Here is a 17,068-nt window from a genome sequence, read left to right on the forward strand (position 1 = left end):
TTTATTGAGCGCTACCAATCAAGGTTATTTTCAACTGACGTCCACAAACCCATGCCTTGTTTAAATCACTCATGACTTCTTTGGGCATACCTTTAGGCAAGCGTACTGTTGAATGATCTTCATGAATTTTCAGACCAGTAATATGTTTACTTTGTAAACCTGCTTCGTTGGCAATAGCACCAACGATATTGCCCGGTTTTACTCCATGAACTTTACCCACATCAATTCTGAATAAATCCTGTTCTACAAATTCATCATTAAATTTTTTACGACTTTCGCGACCGTCTCGGAAACCTTTCTTGTCACTGCCCCCTCCTCTGCGCTCATCAGCTCGAGAACGTTCAAATTTACCACCACGTTCCACACGTCCTTCTTTAGCAGGTCGTGCTGCTTTAGGTAAAGCTTGTTCTTTATGCCAGGGAAGATCTTTGTTTAGCAATAAGGCAAGAGTTGCAGCAACATCTACTGCAGAAACATCATTTTGTTTAATGTACTCTTCAATTATTCGTTTGTATGAAGGTAGGTTTTCATGTTCTAAACGTGCAGTGATGTTTGCCATAAAACGTTCTTGCCGCGCAACTTGGATCATATGATCATTGGGTACAGCTACTTTGGTAATACGTTGACGTGTATGTCGCTCAATGCTCGTAATTAAACGCGATTCTTTAGGTGTTACGAATAAAACAGCGACTCCAGAGCGTCCGGCTCTACCTGTTCTACCGATACGATGCACATACGTTTCGTTATCATGGGGTAAATCATAGTTAATTACATGAGTTACACGGTCTACATCCAGACCACGTGCAGCCACATCTGTAGCTACCAGGATATCAATTGCTCCTTGTTTGAATTGCGCAATAATGCGTTCGCGTAGTGCCTGGGTAATGTCGCCATGAATGGCCATAGCGCGCAATCCTTGCTGTTGTAACAGCTCGGCAACTTCTTCAGTGCTGCTTTTAGTACGCACAAATACGATAACACCCTGATATTCTTCTACAGCCAGCACACGCAATAGTGCATCAGGTTTTTGATGTCCTGAAGCAAATAAAAAGCGTTGCTCAATACTTTTCACCGTAGCAGTTTCAGCACGTATTTCGATGGAAACGGGATCATGCAAATAAGTATTGGCAATTTGACGTATACGATAAGGCATCGTTGCTGAAAACAGGCCTATTTGTTTTTCTTCTGGCAGTTTTGCCATGATGGTTTCAATATCTTCAATAAAGCCCATACGCAACATCTCGTCTGCTTCATCAAGAATAAACGTACGCAAATTATCTAATTGCAAAGTACGTCTATCAATATGATCCAAAATACGGCCTGGAGTTCCAACCACTACTTGAGCCCCTGCTTTCAATTGTTTTAATTGGCGACCGTAATCTTGTCCGCCACATAAAACAGCAACAGTAATACCGCGCTGGTTAGCACTTAATACTTCAAACTGTTCAGCAACCTGAATTGCTAATTCACGCGTGGGAGCTAAAATCAACGCTTGAGTACCTTGCACATTTGGAGATATATTTTGCAATATAGGCAAGGCAAAGGCTGCCGTTTTTCCTGTTCCTGTTTGCGCCAGAGCAATCGCATCACGACCTTCGAGCAGTAAAGGAATTGTTTGTGCTTGAATTGGAGATGGGGTAGTAAACTTCATATCCTCTAGTGCTTTGTTTAAAGCATCTGAAAAGTTAAAGGACGCGAAGCTTTTGATTTCTTGAGACATAAAAATCCTGTTCGATTAAAACATAACCTATAAAAGGCTTGGTGATATAAAATTTGAACAGTATAATAACAAAATAAACAAAATAATGCACTATATTTATGAATTGATTAGGGTAAACTCTATATCAATTGAGGTAGACAACAACTGTAGCCTGGGTGCAGCGCAGCGAAACCTGGGATGTGAGTTTATCTGAATCCGGATTATAGCAGCGCCTTCACCAAGGCTACAAGCAAAAATTAAATCAATGCTGCTAAACGACAAGCCTGATCTATTGCATGACGCGCATCTAACTCGAGTGCTTTGTATGCTCCCCCCACTAAATGCACGAGTTTTCCTGCCTCTTTCAAAGGTGCATACAATTCAGAAAATTCGATTTGCCCGGCACATATAACCACGGTGTCCACGGGTAGAACCTGAGATTTTTCATTGATGCTCACATGCAAGCCTTCATCATCAATCGCTTCGTATTGTACACCAGAAATCATTTTGACCTGCTTATGTTTCAGGCTTAAACGATGAATCCAACCTGTTGTTTTACCCAAGCGTTTACCCATTTTTTCCTTTTTACGTTGTAACAAATAAACTTCACGAGGACTTGGGGTCACTTCGGGTGGTTTAATGCCGCCTCGATATGCTCCATAGATATCGATACCCCACTCATTATAAAACTGATCCTTCGGAACTGGATGCTCATGGGTTAAAAATTCAGCCACATCAAATCCAATTCCACCTGCACCAATAATAGCCACCCGTTTACCTACTTCTATTTTTCCAGTAATCACGTCGATGTAACTCGCCACTTTAGGATGATCAATACCATTGATTTCAGGAACACGCGGCTTAATTCCGCTGGCTAAAACAATTTCATCAAACTCTTGCAAGAGCTCGGCTGTTGCTTCGGTATTTAGCAGAATAGTTACCTTAAATTTTTGCAACTGATAATTAAAATAATCCAAAGTTTGTTGAAATATTTCCTTACCTGGAATTTTTTTTGCCAGATTAAATTGCCCACCTATTTGATCGCTCTTTTCAAATAAGGTTACTTTATGACCACGTTCCGCAGCCACTGTGGCAAACGCAAGCCCGGCCGGTCCAGATCCCACTACTGCAATGGATTTGGGTTGTGCAGTGACCTCATAAATCAGTTCTGTTTCGTTACATGCTCGAGGATTCACCAAACAAGAAGCTGTTTTGTTTACAAAAACCCGATCAAGACATGCCTGATTACATGCAATACAAATATTAATCGCTTCACTTTCTCCTTTTTTTGCTTTTTCAGCAAATAATGGATCTGCTAAAAAAGGCCTGGCCATAGAAATCATATCAGCAACCCCAGACTCGATTAATTGATTGGCTAATTCGGGTGTATTGATGCGATTTGAGGTAATCACTGGAATTTTTACTTCAGGTTTCAAATGCTGTGTCAGGTGTGTAAATGCGGCAGCAGGTACCATAGTAGCAATCGTTGGAATGCGTGCTTCATGCCAACCAATACCTGTATTAATCAATGTAGCACCAGCCTCTTCAATCGCCTTAGCAAGGATCACTACTTCTTCCCAACTGCTGCCATCAGCAATCAAGTCAAGCATCGACAAGCGAAAAATGATAATAAATTGTTCGCCTACTGCTTCTCGTACACTCCGCACTACTTCAATAGGAAAGCGTATGCGATTCGTATAACTTCCCCCCCATTCGTCCTGACGTTGGTTGGTATGCGTGACAATAAATTGGTTAATTAAATATCCTTCACTGCCCATAATCTCAATTCCATCATAACCGGCCAATTGAGCAAGACGCGCACAGCGGGCAAAATGTTTGATGGTTTTTTTTATGCGATATTGACTCATTACCCAGGGTTTAAAAGGACTAATAGGTGATTTGATGCCGCTAGGTGCAACAACAAATGGATGAAAGCCATAACGACCTGCATGCAAAGCTTGCAGAATAATTTTACTGCCTGCTTCATGTACCGTATGAGTGATTAATTCATGTCGATGCTGCTCTTTGCTGTTGGTTAATTTGGCAGCAATGGGTGCTAAACGCCCTGCACGATCCGGGGCAAACCCACCTGTTGTGATTAGTCCAACTCCTCCAAGCGCTCTTTCTCGATAAAATTGTGCCAAACGATTTAAACTCTCTTTATCTTCTTCAAGGCCTGTATGCATAGACCCCATCAGCAATCTATTTTTTAATTGAGTAAAACCTAAATCCAAAGGCTGAAATAAGGCTTTAAAGGGGGTATTATCAACTCTCAATTCCATGAGGACTCTCACAAATAGCATCAAAATCAAAAGTATAAACCGTGTTTGTCTCTTTTCACAGAGAATAAATGAGAAACTTATAGATAGCATCTGGTGATGCGTAATTGGGATATGGAATTGTCAGAACCCGGGTAAGGCCTACGCCTCACCCAGGCTTATTAATTGGACAGTTGTCTTTCTTGAGCAAAGGAAAGACGCATTTGAAAGCGATTGGCAATAAAAGCACCTAGTAAAGTGACGCTGCATCCAACAAGAGAAAGCAATGAAGGTTGTTCATTTAACAAAAGAAATCCCATTAATGTGGATACGATGGGAAGAGCATATAAAGTGATGGACGCATTAGAAGCCGATAAATATTTCAACACATAGCCCCATGCTAAATAAGCAAGTGTGGCAGGGAAAATACCCATATAAACAACGGCCGCCGTAGTTTGTATTTCAGCTACTCTAATTTGCTGGAGCATGTCAGGAAGAAATATAGATAACAATAACGTCCCCCCCCACATCACCCAGGCAATAATCGCAACAGGATGATAAACGCTTACGAATCGCTTTTGGATAATCGTTAAAATTGCGCCCATCAATGCAGAAACCAAAATCGCCATGATTCCCTGATGTATTCCGGGTTCTGTATTCTCACCTATCGTTAATAAAGCCAAACCCAAAATGCTGATTATAATCCCGAACCAAACACCACGCGCCAGTTTCTCTCGTAAAAAAACCAGTGATAAAAGAATGGTCATAGCCGGCATTAAACCCATAACAAAACTGGCTATGCCAGCAGAAACACTCTGCTCACCATAATTCAAACAAATATTATAAATACCTATGCCAGCCATTCCAGCAAGCAGTAATTGAAGGCGATCTTTCCATATCACTCTTTTTTTAATGCCTAGACTGTAGTAGATGATCATCATACACAGTGAAGCGACCGTAAAACGTAAAAGAGCTAGTGCTCCTGGGGAGTAGCCAGTTAATCCGATGCGTATTCCAACGTATGCTGAAGCCCATAAAACAATGGCAATAATCATGATACAGTTTATTTTTAAAGACTGCATGTCTTAGCAACCCAAGAGAAAATATAGGACTTATTGTATCAGAATTACTCTAAACAATCACGTCCTATGACGCGTGTAACGCGCGTATTTGGAGTGTCAAATTAAAGCACAAAACATGTTGCAACGCACCTAAAACATTTGATTTAATGGGCTTTTTTTGAAATTTTGACCTTTATTAATATCAATATGTAAAAAAGCTTGGCATTTTCTTTTTTTATAAACTACCTTTAAAGAAGGGCCTGCTCCTGCTGAGGATAAATCAATGGATGACCCTTTTTCAGCTTTAATAGAAGCTATTAAGTCCGTCTTTCATTTAATACCGATGAGAAACGGGAAATATACTTATCCTGAAATCCAGCGGCTTAAAGAAGCGATTGAACATTATCAGCCTGATGAGAAAAAAACGTTTGTTGAGCTGGTAAAAGCATTAGGTGCAACGTTACACCATTTGGATAAATGGCGTATTAATTTCGAACCGATACAAAGTTCAATTGACTCTCTAGCTGCACAACACAAAATGCCAGCAATAAACTGGGATAGGTATCTTGCTCATCCTAAAATCTCACATCGATTCCAATTTACCGACGCGCAACAAGATGTTGAGTTCGTGCCGTGGTTAAACACCATGTACGAGAAAATTTACGCCCAGCAAGAATCCAGCTTGCATACCAAATTAATTGCTCACCGAGATCAACTTGGGTTTAGTCAACGACTCATTTCTCATCTGCAAAAAGATCCCGAATTTTTATCGCGTTTGATTATGGATTCCAAAGAAAAGTTCATTCAAATTTCCGGTACACGCTTAATTTTTTACTTAACCGATGAACAAATAGCTAAAGCAATAATTAAATACTTACCTGATTTGCTGCAGGACCATCCAAATCCCTTAGTCCAGGTAGAACAGCTCGTGGATAGATTGAATGGAATATTATCGAATGGGCGCTCTATTTCTACACTGTTACGTAATTCCGAAGCCAAAACCATTTTAGATGGTTCAGAATTTTTCCAAATATACCAAAGTGAAGAATATAAAAATCGTCAAGAGCATCCTGCATTTGAAGAAACCGAGCAATTTAAACCTCGAATCATTTGAAACAGGGAATCTTGCCTGATTAGAGGTGTATTCATAAATCCGATTTAATTAATTGACTCATCTCCGAAAGAGTTCTTTATGCGATCCGATTCGTCATACCTACAGCTCCTCCTTCCCTTAGAGAGATTTTGTTAAAAAAATTTTATGTCATTCCCGCGCAGGCGGGAATCCATCCATAAAATTAGGCACAATATCAAGTTTGTAAATAGATTCCCGCCTGCGCGGGAATGACATATATGACATATATGGAATAGCTGAATTTAAAGAAACTAATCTTAATCGAGCAAGCCTAAAGCCTTAACTGTATCATGCTCTTGTTTTAGCTCATCTAAAGTTTTGTTGAACATTTCACGACCGTAGTCATTAAAGCTCAAGCCCTCAACTACTTTTAACTCTCCATTTTCACGACGGCAAGGGAAAGAGAAAATTAACCCTTCATCAACACCATATTCGCCTTGAGAACTACGGCACATAGAGAATGACTCACCAGCAGGAGTATCAGTGACCAAACGGTTCACACCAGTAATCACAGCATTAGCAGCTGAAGCAGCAGAAGAAGAACCACGCGCTTTAATTACTGCAGCACCACGCTGTTGTACAGTAGAAACGAATGTATCTTGCAACCAAGACTCATCAATCACTTTAGCTGCAGAAACTCCATTAATTTTTGCATTATAAAAATCTGGATATTGAGTAGAAGAATGGTTACCCCAAATGGTCATTTCTGTTATCGCTGTAATATCAACCCCAGCTTTTTTAGCCAATTGACTGCGAGCTCTTAATTCATCCAAACTGGTCATGGCATAAAACCGATCATTGGGGATGTCTTTAGCGTTGTTCATTGCAATCAAGCAGTTTGTATTGCAAGGGTTGCCCACAACAAAGACGCGCACATCATCACTTGCATTATCATTAATTGCCTTACCTTGTTTGGTAAATATACCACCATTAATTTGCAATAAGTCAGAACGTTCCATACCTTGTTTGCGAGGTACAGAGCCAACCAACAATGCCCAATTCACTCCATCCATTGCCTTATTCATATCTGAGGTACAAACGACACGCTTTAATAAGGGGAAGGCACAATCATCCAGCTCCATCGCAACCCCTTCCAAAGAGGGCAGTGCTGCTTCAAGCTCGAGTAAATTTAATTCTACTTCAGTGTTTGCTCCAAACATTTGTCCAGAAGCGATCCGAAACAATAGTGCATAACCAATTTGTCCAGCTGCTCCAGTAATAGCAACTCTAACTCGTTTATTTGCCATGTGATTTCCTCTTGTTTTACGGGTAATCATCACAAATTCTCTTTCACTCAACAGGAAAAAAAGCAACGTGTATGATTACAATTTTTGTTAGAAAACTCGCAACATGATACTATTGCATTCCCAAACAAGCCAGTCTTAAAAAGAGTAATGATCCCTTTATCGTTGTACATTCACATTCCATGGTGCATTCGCAAGTGCCCTTACTGCGATTTTAACTCCCATAAAAGTCCTGAGACCTTACCAGAACAAAATTATGTTCAAGCCCTTCTTGCTGACTTAAAAACTGATTTGCAGCACTTTGAAACTCGTGAGATTTGCTCCATTTTCATTGGCGGAGGCACGCCAAGCCTTTTTTCCGCTCAAGCGTATGATATCTTGTTTACCGAATTAAGACAGATTTTGACTTTTGCCCAAAATATTGAAGTTACTATGGAAGCCAATCCAGGTACTGTAGAACAGCAACGCTTTACTGAGTACCGACAAATTGGGATTAATCGACTTTCCCTAGGTATTCAAAGCTTCAATCCGGAACATTTACACACTTTGGGTCGGATTCATGATGCACAACAAGCGCATCGTGCGATTGAGTCCGCACGTAAAGCCGGCTTTAACAATCTAAATTTGGACATCATGCACGGTTTGCCAAGGCAAAGCGTAGCCCAGGGAATCGAAGATTTACGTGCTGCAATTGCCCATCAACCAGAACATTTGTCCTGGTATCAATTAACCATAGAACCAAATACGGTATTTTACAAAGAAAAACCTCCATTACCTTCTGAAGATGAAGCGTGGTGTTTGGAGGAACAAGGATTCACTTTACTTAGAGAGTCCGGTTTTGAACGCTATGAAATTTCTGCCTTTGCTCAGCCTGCACGACAAGCGCGCCATAATTTGAATTACTGGCTATTCGGTGATTACTTAGGCATAGGTGCAGGAGCTCATGGCAAAATCACAACTCCAGAAGGAATCCTAAGAACACGTAAACATCGTCAGCCTAAAGAATATCTCGACTCAGATAAACCTTTTTTGGCAAGTATGGAACGAGTAACAGCTCAAGATCTTCTGTTTGAATTTATGCTCAACACCACACGCCTGGAACAAGCCATTCCGTTAGAACTGTTCACACAAACCACGGGATTGCCATTAAGTGATTTGCTCCCCAAACTCAAAATAGCAGAACATAAAAAGTTAATCACGCTAACTGACACCCATTGGCAAGTGACCGAGTTTGGCAGACGTTATACCAATGACTTGCAAGCGTTATATTTATAAAATCATACAAATTGCCTGGTGGGGGCCGCGCAGAATCTGGGATAAGAGCAGTTTATTCACGTTCAAAAACCAGAGTTAGGTACAGCTACTTGCTAGCAAATAAAGATTATTTAATAATAAGTTACTTTCCGGAAAAGGAGCAATCGGTGATGTTATTCATATTTTTGGTAGTTCTTGCTTATTTAATGGGATCTATCTGTTCTGCAGTCATTGTCTGCAAGGCTTGCTCTTTACCCGATCCACGAACAGAGGGCTCAAAAAATCCTGGTGCTACTAATGTATTGCGCATTGCAGGAAAACAATATGCGGCCTTGGTCATGGTGGCGGATCTACTTAAAGGTACCATTCCAGTACTCATTGCCAAAATCCTGGGTGCTGAGCCAACAACAATAGGGTTTACTGCTCTAGCAGCAGTGATTGGTCATATGTACCCAGTTTTCTTTGACTTCAAGGGAGGAAAAGGAGTTGCAACAGCAATTGGGGCGCTCTTGGGCTTTCAATTTTTAGTTGGTGTTTTAGTTGCAGCAACCTGGTTGATCGTTGCCAAATTTTCACGTTACTCCTCTTTAGCATCCATCTGCGCAGTTGGTTTTGCTCCATTTTATTCACTGCTACTGATTCAACGTCTGGATATTTTTCCCCCCATATTCTTTATGGCGATCTTAATTCTTTACAAGCATAAAGATAATATTATACGCCTTATTGATAAGAAAGAGCCTAAAATCAAATTGAAGGAGAATGTACTTGATGACATTATGGAAGGTACATCCCAACAGCCTGTTACACCTAAAAAGACTGAAGCTACCTCCTCGGAAGCAATAATTGAGGTAGAGGAAGTCATCATCACCGAAGCCGAAGTGACTAAACCTAAAACGACAAAAGCAGCCCAAGGTACGGGCATAAAGAATGAGGAATCTGAGAAGAAAGCCAAAGCGACTGAAAAACCAGCTGCGTCTAAATCGAAAACAAATAAACCGCAAGATGAATAAATTAACTTTAAACATAGAAATCCCTGAAAACCCTTTAATTAAGGATTTCCAGGGATTGAAAACAAATACAAAAATTAAAAAACCAATATCTGTTCCAGATTAAAAGTTTTTATGCGCAATGCTACATATCTATGCATAATTAAAATGTTGGTTGAGATGGGCTCTCTGGAGATGGGGTCTCTGGAGATTGCGACGGGTTCTCGTTAATGGACACAGGTTCTAAAACTTCAACCTTATTATAACCAAAAGCATTTTGGACAAAATCAATAATCCATTGTAACACAGAATGACTATGCAGCTCTTCTTTTAGTCTGTGATGTCCATAACTTATTGCATTGCTCTCGATAGATATTTTAGGTTTTTTAGCGTTTGACAAGTCGACTGAAATTTCTCCTTGAGCTTCAATAATATCTGTTCCATCATCACGAAAAATATATGGACTTGCAGCATCTTTAACAATCTCGTTTCCATAACTATAAGTTGTATATGCAATATCATATTCGTCCCAACTATTCTCAGATATCATGATTTTTTTTACTCCAACATGTTCTTTTACTTTAAATCCTTCTTTTGTTGGAATAATATTAACAACTAACTGCATGTCGCTTATTGTTCCCCAGGCAATCCTCCCCTCTCGAGCACCATCTTCACCTGGAAGTGCCTTTCGTTCCATGGATGTAGCAAGAGCAGCTGACACAGGGTTCATGAGTCCACCTTGATGGAAAGTTTTCGTTAAGAATTCGATAATTTCGGCTTTATCTTTTTCTTTAGGTTGAGGGTCCATCTTTTTCAAGATTACTTGTTCAAAAAAATTTTTGACAGCCTCGTCGTCTTGAAGCTGATTATATTGGTCAGCATATTTCGTAATCGGTACTCCATCGATTAATATTTACCTATGTTGAACAGGATCACCGGTATTGGTTATGGCTCTACTCCAATCTTGACCTAATCTAATCCCTTCTCCTTTATTAGCTTTTGTGATTTGCAGTGGGCTGTGTGCGCTATGGAATTTTGCCCATTTACCTTGGCTCATTTCCGCTCCTCTATACAAATAAAGATCATATTGGTTTATTTTACCACAGAACGAATAATTAAGCCAACGGCCATCTTGCCTTAACTTCTACGCCAATACCTAAATCCTTTTCCCCTCTTAAAATCCGCAAACAGCCAGCGTAAGCAATCATGGCGCCATTATCCGTACAATATTCTAAAGCTGGAAAATAAATCATTCCACCAATACTCTGAATCCATTCACGCAAGCCTAAGCGTAAGGCTTTATTTGCGCCCACTCCCCCGGCAACTACCAATTGTTTACACCCCGACTCTTGCACGGCTCGCTTGCACTTAATCATTAAAGTCTCGACTACTGCTTGCTGAAATGCCTTGGCAATTTCAGCTCGCGCGCACTCATCTTTAGCACTTTGATTCCAGGTGTTTAATGCGAATGTTTTTAGGCCACTGAAACTAAAATCAAGTCCCGGTCTGTCCGTCATTGGACGCGGAAATCGATAAGGGGTTGATTCACATTGATCCGCTAAAGCGGCAAGTACGGGTCCCCCTGGATAAGGTATTCCCATTAACTTAGCCGTTTTATCAAACGCTTCGCCCACCGCATCATCCAAGGTATCGCCAAGGATACGATAGTCCCCAAGAGCCTTGACTTCAACTAATTGGCAATGACCGCCGGATACTAAAAGTGCAATAAAAGGAAATTCAAGCGAGGGAGTTTCCATTTTTGCGGCCAAGAGGTGTGCCTCCAAATGATGAATGGCCAAAGCAGGGATTTGTAACGCATAAGCTAAACTTTTGGCAAAACAGGATCCAACCAGTAATGCACCAATCAAACCCGGGCCGGCTGTATAGGCAACTCCATCCAGTGCTTTTTTATCAAGCCCTGCTTGTTGTAATACTTTATCAAGCAAAGGAACCAAATAATTAATATGATCACGCGAAGCAAGCTCAGGAACTACCCCGCCATGGACGCGATGGGTATCTATTTGCGAATGCAAGGCATGCGCTAATAAACCCACATCTGAATCGTAAATCGCTACTCCAGTTTCATCACAAGAGGATTCAATACCTAAAACCAACATAAATTAAAGCCTGATATAAAAATTCAGCAATTGTACCACATATTTGAACACCGTATCGACGAAGCCCCCCTCCTCAGCCGTAACGTTTCGAAAGTGATAGAATGAGTCAAAATAAAATTTCTCTACTTAAAACTTGACGAGTGCTTCAACTAGCACTAGAATTGCCCACCTATTAAGATCAAATAACCAGAGGACCATTTTAATGCCTACAGTTCGCGTCAAAGAAGGCGAAAATCCAGAATATGCATTGCGCCGTTTCAAGCGCTCTTGTGAAAAAGCCGGTATTTTAACCGAATTACGCCGTCGTGAATTTTATGAAAAACCAACTGCTGAGCGTAAACGCAAACAAGCTGCTGCGGTAAAACGTCATCTGAAGAAAATTTCTCGTGATATGACAGCAAGACAACAAGGCGGAAAACGCCGACGTAAATAGGATTTTTTCTGTCCTGTATTTTTTACTAAGGCCACATATACTTCGCATAGTCACAAGTTAATTATGATTATGATGTCGTATCTAGTGGCCTTTAGCTTTTCAAAGTATATAAAAATCTTGAGGAACGGTTCAGTTTGTTCAAGATATGCCTGATAGCCGTTCCTAGCATTAGGAGCCGAGCTGCTCATTAGATTTTAAGGAATAAAAAATGACAATTAAAGAACGTCTCAATAATGATGTCAAAGATGCAATGCGTGCCAAAGATAAAGAGCTTTTGTCCACACTTCGTTTAATTACTGCGGCCGTAAAACAGGTCGAAGTGGATGAGCGCATTGAAGTAGATAATGAGCGCATGTTGGTGATCCTGGACAAAATGAGCAAACAACGCAAAGAATCTATAGCGCAATACGAAAAAGCCAATCGTGATGATTTGGTTGCACAAGAACAATTTGAATTAGATATTATTAAAAAATACTTGCCAGAACCTTTATCCGAAACAGAAATTAAACAAATGGTCCAAGATGCTATTGCTTCAACTGGAGCTGAAAAAATGGCTGACATGGGTAAAGTTATGGCTCTCTTAAAGCCCAGCTTGCAAGGTCGTGCTGATATGGCGCAAGTCAGCGCCATGATTAAGGCCCAATTAAGCTAAGGAGCAACATGTCTGGCTTAATCCCGCAGCCATTCATTGATGATCTCCTCCACCGAACGGATCTGGTTGAACTAATTGACAGCTATGTTCCCTTGAAAAAAAGAGGGAACAGTCATATTGCCTGTTGCCCTTTTCATAACGAAAAAACCCCCTCGTTTAACGTCGTTGCTAAAAAGCAGTTTTACCACTGCTTTGGCTGTGGTGCATCAGGCAATGCCATCAGCTTTGTCATGAATTACCTCAATCAGGGATTTGTTGATGCAGTTGAAACACTAGCTACCCGCGCGGGTTTAACCGTTCCGCGAGACAAACAAAACGAGAAAAATAATCCATCCCTGGATCTTTACAAACTCCTGGGTGAGGTCAGCCTTTATTATCAAAAAAAATTAAAACATGAAGGGAAACCTGCCATAGATTATTTGCGGGGAAGAGGTTTAAGCGGAGAAATTGCCAAGCTGTATCAGTTAGGTTATGCAAGCGAAGGCTGGCATAACCTTGAAAAAGCATTTCCCCGCAATCAACGAGAACTGCTGACAACTGGGATGTTAATTAAAAACGATGATGGAAAAATCTATGATCGGTATCGCAACCGTGTCATGTTCCCCATTCATGACCGTCATGGACGCATTATAGGCTTTGGCGGACGTGTCCTGGACAATGAGCAAAAACCCAAATACCTCAATTCGCCTGAAACCGTAATTTTTCAAAAAAGCAGGGAACTGTATGGCTTGCATCAAATTCTAAGCCAGCAAAAGACCATTGATTACGTTATTGTGGTTGAAGGCTATATGGATGTGATTGCATTAGCCCAACATGGGATCATGAATGCGGTAGCCACATTAGGCACAGCAACCAGTACCTACCATATTCAACTTCTTGCCAAGCATACCAAATCGCTGATTTTTTGCTTTGATGGTGATAATGCAGGAAGACAAGCCGCATGGCGCGCATTAGAAAGTAGCTTGCCGCATTTGAATCTGGGACTCGATGCCAGTTTCATGTTTTTGCCAGATAGCCATGACCCCGATAGCTTGGTTCGCCATGAGGGCAAAGATAATTTTTTAAATCGAATCAAGCAAGCGACGCCATTACACCGCTTCCTTTTTGACAACTTAGCCAAAGACCTCAATCTGCTTCGACCCGCAGGAAAAACTCAGCTCATTAATTTGGCTAAGCCGTTTTTACAAAAAATGGATGAAGGTTCATACAAGCAACTGCTCATTGAAGATTTGGCGCGCTTAACCCATATTGAAACTCATCGCTTAAGTCAGTTGATTACCGAGGAGTCGAAAGCGCCTCAGCACGAACAGACGATGACCATTGCACGTACGCCAATGCGTATTGCGGTAGCTTTGCTGCTCCAACATCCTGAAATTTATGCTCAAATCAAACAGCAAATCAACCCTGAGCTTCTCGATACTAAAGAACATGAAATCCTATTGCACGTGTTACAACAACTGGCAACAAATCCACAGGCCACTACTGCAACACTCATTGAGTCATGGCGTGAGCATCCTTATTTCGCCTCCATGAACAAACTTGCAGCTTGGGATCATCTGGTTCCCGAGCAAGAATTAGTTAAAGAATTTATCGACATTATGCTCTTTTTACAAAAACAAAATCGGGAATTAACCATACGCCAGCTGATTAATAAATCACGTCAGCAAGGATTGAGTGATACAGAGCGAATAAAATTACAAGAGATGTTAAAAGAACGCCATGTTTGATTTGAAATATAGCGTGAGCAATAAAGTTTGTTGTTTTGCAATTGGCATTAACCTTAACTCTTGCAATTGTTCATAATGTGCTAAAATCTTGTAAAGAAGATGTCCAGAAAAAAGCGATGAAAAATTACTGGTATGTTGCAGTCTCAAGGTTTATAATTGCAAGGTTTTTTTAATCCTAAATAAGCAATTTAAATCCAATTAGTGCTATAAATACTGTAGATTCCATTGTTTTTTAGGAAAATGTCCAATTGTCCCTAGAGAAGTGCCTATGACCATGAATGATCAAGAACAGCAGAGCTCACAGATAACCAAAGTCATCAGCTTAGGCAAGGAGCAAGGTTATTTGACGTACAGTCAAATCAATGACTTGCTGCCTAATATCGTCGATACAGAACATTTTGATGTAATTATTAGCATGCTGGAAGGCATGAACATCAAAGTATTTGAGTTGCCGCCCGGTGATGATGAATTGGCACTTCTGCTTAATACAGAAGAAGTACCTGATATCGAAGAAGCCGCAATGGTACTCGCCTCTGTCGACAAAGAAACTGGTCGTACTACCGACCCAGTTCGTATGTACATGCGTGAAATGGGTACAGTCGAGCTGTTGACCCGTGAAGGCGAAATCCGCATCGCGAAACGTATTGAAGAAGGGATCTATCAAGTCCTTAAGTCTTTGGCTCATTATCCAGAAACTATCCAGTTAGTGCTTGACGATTATGACCGTTTCAATGCCCAAGAAATCCGTCTCAATGAAATTATCAGTGGTTTTTCTGATGTTGAAGATGAAATAGCCCCTGCATCAAGCATTGGCTCGATGCTTGATGAAGAACAAGTGAGTAATTTATTGCTGTCTGATGATGAAGAAGATGAAGACGGCGAAGGTGGTGGTTTGGGAGAGGTCGATGATGGTCCAAACCCAGAGCAAGCTAAGATTTATTTTGATGAATTACGTGAAACATATGAAGTTGCAGCTGCTGCTTTAAAAGAGTTTGGCAGAGAACATGCTAAATCGCAAAAAGCATTAGAATCCATGTCTGAGTCATTCTTAAAGCTCAAACTCACCTCTAGACAGGTTGATCGGTTAACACGTCATTTCCGTCAACTGCGTAACCATATTAGAGAATTTGAGCGCAGTATTATGCGTCTTTGCATTGAAAAAGCTCGTATTCCACGAAAACTATTTATTGATACATTCCCAGGTCAGGAAACCGACATGGAATGGCTCAATAGCATTACTAGCAAACACGGCAAAAAACTCGATATGGGCCGTATTCAGGAATATACCGAGGAAATTTTGCGCGTCCAATCTCGATTGGTCGCGTTCGAACTCGAATACGGTTTAACAATTGGTGAAATTAAAGACATCAATCGTAAAATGTCCATTGGTGAAGCCAAAGCACGACGTGCCAAAAAGGAAATGGTTGAAGCAAACTTACGTTTGGTTATTTCGATCGCGAAAAAATACACCAACCGCGGTTTGCAATTCCTTGATTTAATTCAGGAAGGCAACATCGGTCTGATGAAAGCAGTAGATAAATTTGAATACCGTCGCGGTTACAAATTCTCTACTTACGCAACGTGGTGGATTAGACAAGCAATTACTCGTTCGATTGCCGATCAGGCACGTACCATCCGTATTCCGGTACACATGATCGAAACGATTAACAAGCTTAACCGTATTTCCAGACAGATCCTACAGGAAACTGGCCGTGAAGCTACGCCTGAAGAACTGGCTGAAAAAATGGAATTAAGCGAAGACAAGATTCGTAAAGTCTTAAAAATTGCCAAAGAACCTATTTCCATGGAAACCCCAGTGGGTGACGATGACGATTCGCACTTAGGTGACTTTATTGAAGACAATAACATCGAGTCGCCAATCGACATGGCAACCGCGGAAGGTCTTCGCGAAGCAACTTTAGAAATCTTGGAAACCTTAACTCCAAGAGAAGCCAAAGTACTTCGTATGCGTTTTGGTATTGAAATGAATACCGACCATACTCTGGAAGAAGTGGGCAAACAATTTGACGTAACCCGTGAACGAATTCGGCAGATCGAAGCCAAAGCGCTCCGCAAACTACGTCACCCATCTCGTTCAGAAAAGCTGAGAAGCTTCCTTGAGGGCGATGAAGGCTAAAATCCAAATTAAGAGGAAGGATAAAAAGGATTTGTGATACCTCTTTACCCTTTCTTACCCTCTCCCAAATGGGAGAGGTAAACGCTTTTAAAAAAATCACAAAAAAAAACTAGAACATTAAGCAAATTAAGTTTAAAATGACCCCCTCTCCGGGCCCATAGCTCAGTTGGTCAGAGCAGCGGACTCATAATCCGTTGGTCCTAGGTTCAAGTCCTAGTGGGCCCACCAATTAAAGTCAGTAAAATCAATCAGTTACACTTGATACCCTAAATCCCAAGAAACCCACTTCGGGACTTCGGCTCTTCCCGGCTCTTCCCCAAATCAGGGGGCACTAATCAAGAACACAAAACTTTAACCCTTAACCTATA

Annotated in this window: 14 protein-coding genes and 1 tRNA gene; 8 read left to right on the forward strand and 7 right to left on the reverse strand. The window is 40.9% G+C overall.

The genetic code is table 11. The annotated features are described in order from the left end of the window. Position 1: 1 nt before the first annotated feature. The 3 genes from DGG96_RS17980 to DGG96_RS17990 form a co-directional block, all read right to left on the reverse strand. Positions 2-1,720, reverse strand: coding sequence for a DEAD/DEAH box helicase (locus DGG96_RS17980; protein ID WP_110143921.1), 1,719 nt, complete (start codon positions 1,718-1,720; stop codon positions 2-4). Positions 1,721-1,956: 236 nt separating this feature from the next. Continuing rightward, positions 1,957-3,981: an NADPH-dependent 2,4-dienoyl-CoA reductase gene (locus tag DGG96_RS17985; RefSeq protein ID WP_110143922.1), complete on the reverse strand. Its 2,025-nt coding sequence runs from the start codon at positions 3,979-3,981 to the stop codon at positions 1,957-1,959. Between the two features lie 158 nt (positions 3,982-4,139). Beyond that, complete coding sequence (locus DGG96_RS17990) at positions 4,140-5,039, reverse strand: DMT family transporter (RefSeq protein WP_110143923.1); 900 nt, start codon at positions 5,037-5,039, stop codon at positions 4,140-4,142. A 262-nt stretch (positions 5,040-5,301) separates the two neighbouring features. On the opposite strand from DGG96_RS17990, the gene DGG96_RS17995 reads away from it, so the two are divergent. Next, entirely contained in the window at positions 5,302-6,132 is an 831-nt protein-coding gene (locus tag DGG96_RS17995; RefSeq protein WP_110143924.1) for a hypothetical protein, read from the forward strand. Between the two features lie 275 nt (positions 6,133-6,407). Here DGG96_RS17995 and DGG96_RS18000 read toward each other — a convergent pair whose 3' ends face one another. Next, positions 6,408-7,397: a malate dehydrogenase gene (locus tag DGG96_RS18000; protein WP_110143925.1), complete on the reverse strand. Its 990-nt coding sequence runs from the start codon at positions 7,395-7,397 to the stop codon at positions 6,408-6,410. 147 nt (positions 7,398-7,544) lie between these two features. On the opposite strand from DGG96_RS18000, the gene hemW reads away from it, so the two are divergent. Both hemW and plsY read left to right on the forward strand, forming a co-directional pair. Further along, positions 7,545-8,669: a radical SAM family heme chaperone HemW gene (gene hemW / locus DGG96_RS18005; RefSeq protein WP_110143934.1), complete on the forward strand. Its 1,125-nt coding sequence runs from the start codon at positions 7,545-7,547 to the stop codon at positions 8,667-8,669. Between the two features lie 146 nt (positions 8,670-8,815). Continuing rightward, positions 8,816-9,658, forward strand: a complete 843-nt coding sequence (plsY, locus tag DGG96_RS18010) for a glycerol-3-phosphate 1-O-acyltransferase PlsY (protein WP_110143926.1) — start codon at positions 8,816-8,818, stop codon at positions 9,656-9,658. Between the two features lie 139 nt (positions 9,659-9,797). On the opposite strand, the gene DGG96_RS18015 is transcribed toward plsY, so the two are convergent. The 3 genes from DGG96_RS18015 to tsaD form a co-directional block, all read right to left on the reverse strand. Continuing rightward, the gene (locus tag DGG96_RS18015) at positions 9,798-10,364 is read right to left on the reverse strand and encodes a hypothetical protein (protein WP_133249345.1); all 567 of its coding nucleotides are present in this window, start codon (positions 10,362-10,364) and stop codon (positions 9,798-9,800) included. 183 nt (positions 10,365-10,547) lie between these two features. Beyond that, positions 10,548-10,691: a hypothetical protein gene (locus DGG96_RS20965; protein ID WP_158618894.1), complete on the reverse strand. Its 144-nt coding sequence runs from the start codon at positions 10,689-10,691 to the stop codon at positions 10,548-10,550. A 58-nt stretch (positions 10,692-10,749) separates the two neighbouring features. Further along, positions 10,750-11,751: a tRNA (adenosine(37)-N6)-threonylcarbamoyltransferase complex transferase subunit TsaD gene (gene tsaD, locus DGG96_RS18020; protein ID WP_110143928.1), complete on the reverse strand. Its 1,002-nt coding sequence runs from the start codon at positions 11,749-11,751 to the stop codon at positions 10,750-10,752. A 202-nt stretch (positions 11,752-11,953) separates the two neighbouring features. On the opposite strand from tsaD, the gene rpsU reads away from it, so the two are divergent. The 5 genes from rpsU to DGG96_RS18050 all read left to right on the forward strand — a co-directional run bounded on the left by rpsU (position 11,954) and on the right by DGG96_RS18050 (position 16,928). Continuing rightward, a complete protein-coding gene (rpsU, locus tag DGG96_RS18030) occupies positions 11,954-12,184 on the forward strand; it encodes a 30S ribosomal protein S21 (RefSeq protein WP_058468148.1) in 231 nt (76 codons plus the stop codon). A gap of 208 nt (positions 12,185-12,392) precedes the next feature. After that, positions 12,393-12,836 carry a GatB/YqeY domain-containing protein gene (locus DGG96_RS18035; RefSeq protein WP_110143930.1) on the forward strand — a complete coding sequence of 148 codons (444 nt, stop codon included), beginning with the start codon at positions 12,393-12,395 and terminating at the stop codon, positions 12,834-12,836. An 8-nt stretch (positions 12,837-12,844) separates the two neighbouring features. Next, positions 12,845-14,563, forward strand: a complete 1,719-nt coding sequence (gene dnaG / locus DGG96_RS18040; protein ID WP_110143931.1) for a DNA primase — start codon at positions 12,845-12,847, stop codon at positions 14,561-14,563. A 268-nt stretch (positions 14,564-14,831) separates the two neighbouring features. After that, entirely contained in the window at positions 14,832-16,700 is a 1,869-nt protein-coding gene (rpoD, locus tag DGG96_RS18045) for an RNA polymerase sigma factor RpoD (RefSeq protein WP_110143932.1), read from the forward strand. Between the two features lie 151 nt (positions 16,701-16,851). Further along, positions 16,852-16,928: transfer RNA gene (locus DGG96_RS18050), tRNA-Ile, on the forward strand. Positions 16,929-17,068 lie beyond the last annotated feature (140 nt).

The sequence above is a fragment of the Legionella qingyii genome (genome assembly GCF_003184185.1).

Excerpts from the sequence above, each read along its gene's own strand:
- DGG96_RS17980 (WP_110143921.1), bottom strand. The coding sequence starts at position 1,720 with ATGTCTCAAGAAATCAAAAGCTTCGCGTCCTTTAACTTTTCAGATGCT.
- DGG96_RS17985 (WP_110143922.1), bottom strand. The coding sequence starts at position 3,981 with ATGGAATTGAGAGTTGATAATACCCCCTTTAAAGCCTTATTTCAGCCT.
- DGG96_RS17990 (WP_110143923.1), bottom strand. The coding sequence starts at position 5,039 with ATGCAGTCTTTAAAAATAAACTGTATCATGATTATTGCCATTGTTTTA.
- DGG96_RS17995 (WP_110143924.1), top strand. The coding sequence starts at position 5,302 with ATGGATGACCCTTTTTCAGCTTTAATAGAAGCTATTAAGTCCGTCTTT.
- DGG96_RS18000 (WP_110143925.1), bottom strand. The coding sequence starts at position 7,397 with ATGGCAAATAAACGAGTTAGAGTTGCTATTACTGGAGCAGCTGGACAA.
- hemW (WP_110143934.1), top strand. The coding sequence starts at position 7,545 with ATGATCCCTTTATCGTTGTACATTCACATTCCATGGTGCATTCGCAAG.
- DGG96_RS18015 (WP_133249345.1), bottom strand. The coding sequence starts at position 10,364 with ATGAACCCTGTGTCAGCTGCTCTTGCTACATCCATGGAACGAAAGGCA.
- DGG96_RS20965 (WP_158618894.1), bottom strand. The coding sequence starts at position 10,691 with ATGAGCCAAGGTAAATGGGCAAAATTCCATAGCGCACACAGCCCACTG.
- tsaD (WP_110143928.1), bottom strand. The coding sequence starts at position 11,751 with ATGTTGGTTTTAGGTATTGAATCCTCTTGTGATGAAACTGGAGTAGCG.
- rpsU (WP_058468148.1), top strand. The coding sequence starts at position 11,954 with ATGCCTACAGTTCGCGTCAAAGAAGGCGAAAATCCAGAATATGCATTG.
- DGG96_RS18035 (WP_110143930.1), top strand. The coding sequence starts at position 12,393 with ATGACAATTAAAGAACGTCTCAATAATGATGTCAAAGATGCAATGCGT.
- dnaG (WP_110143931.1), top strand. The coding sequence starts at position 12,845 with ATGTCTGGCTTAATCCCGCAGCCATTCATTGATGATCTCCTCCACCGA.
- rpoD (WP_110143932.1), top strand. The coding sequence starts at position 14,832 with ATGACCATGAATGATCAAGAACAGCAGAGCTCACAGATAACCAAAGTC.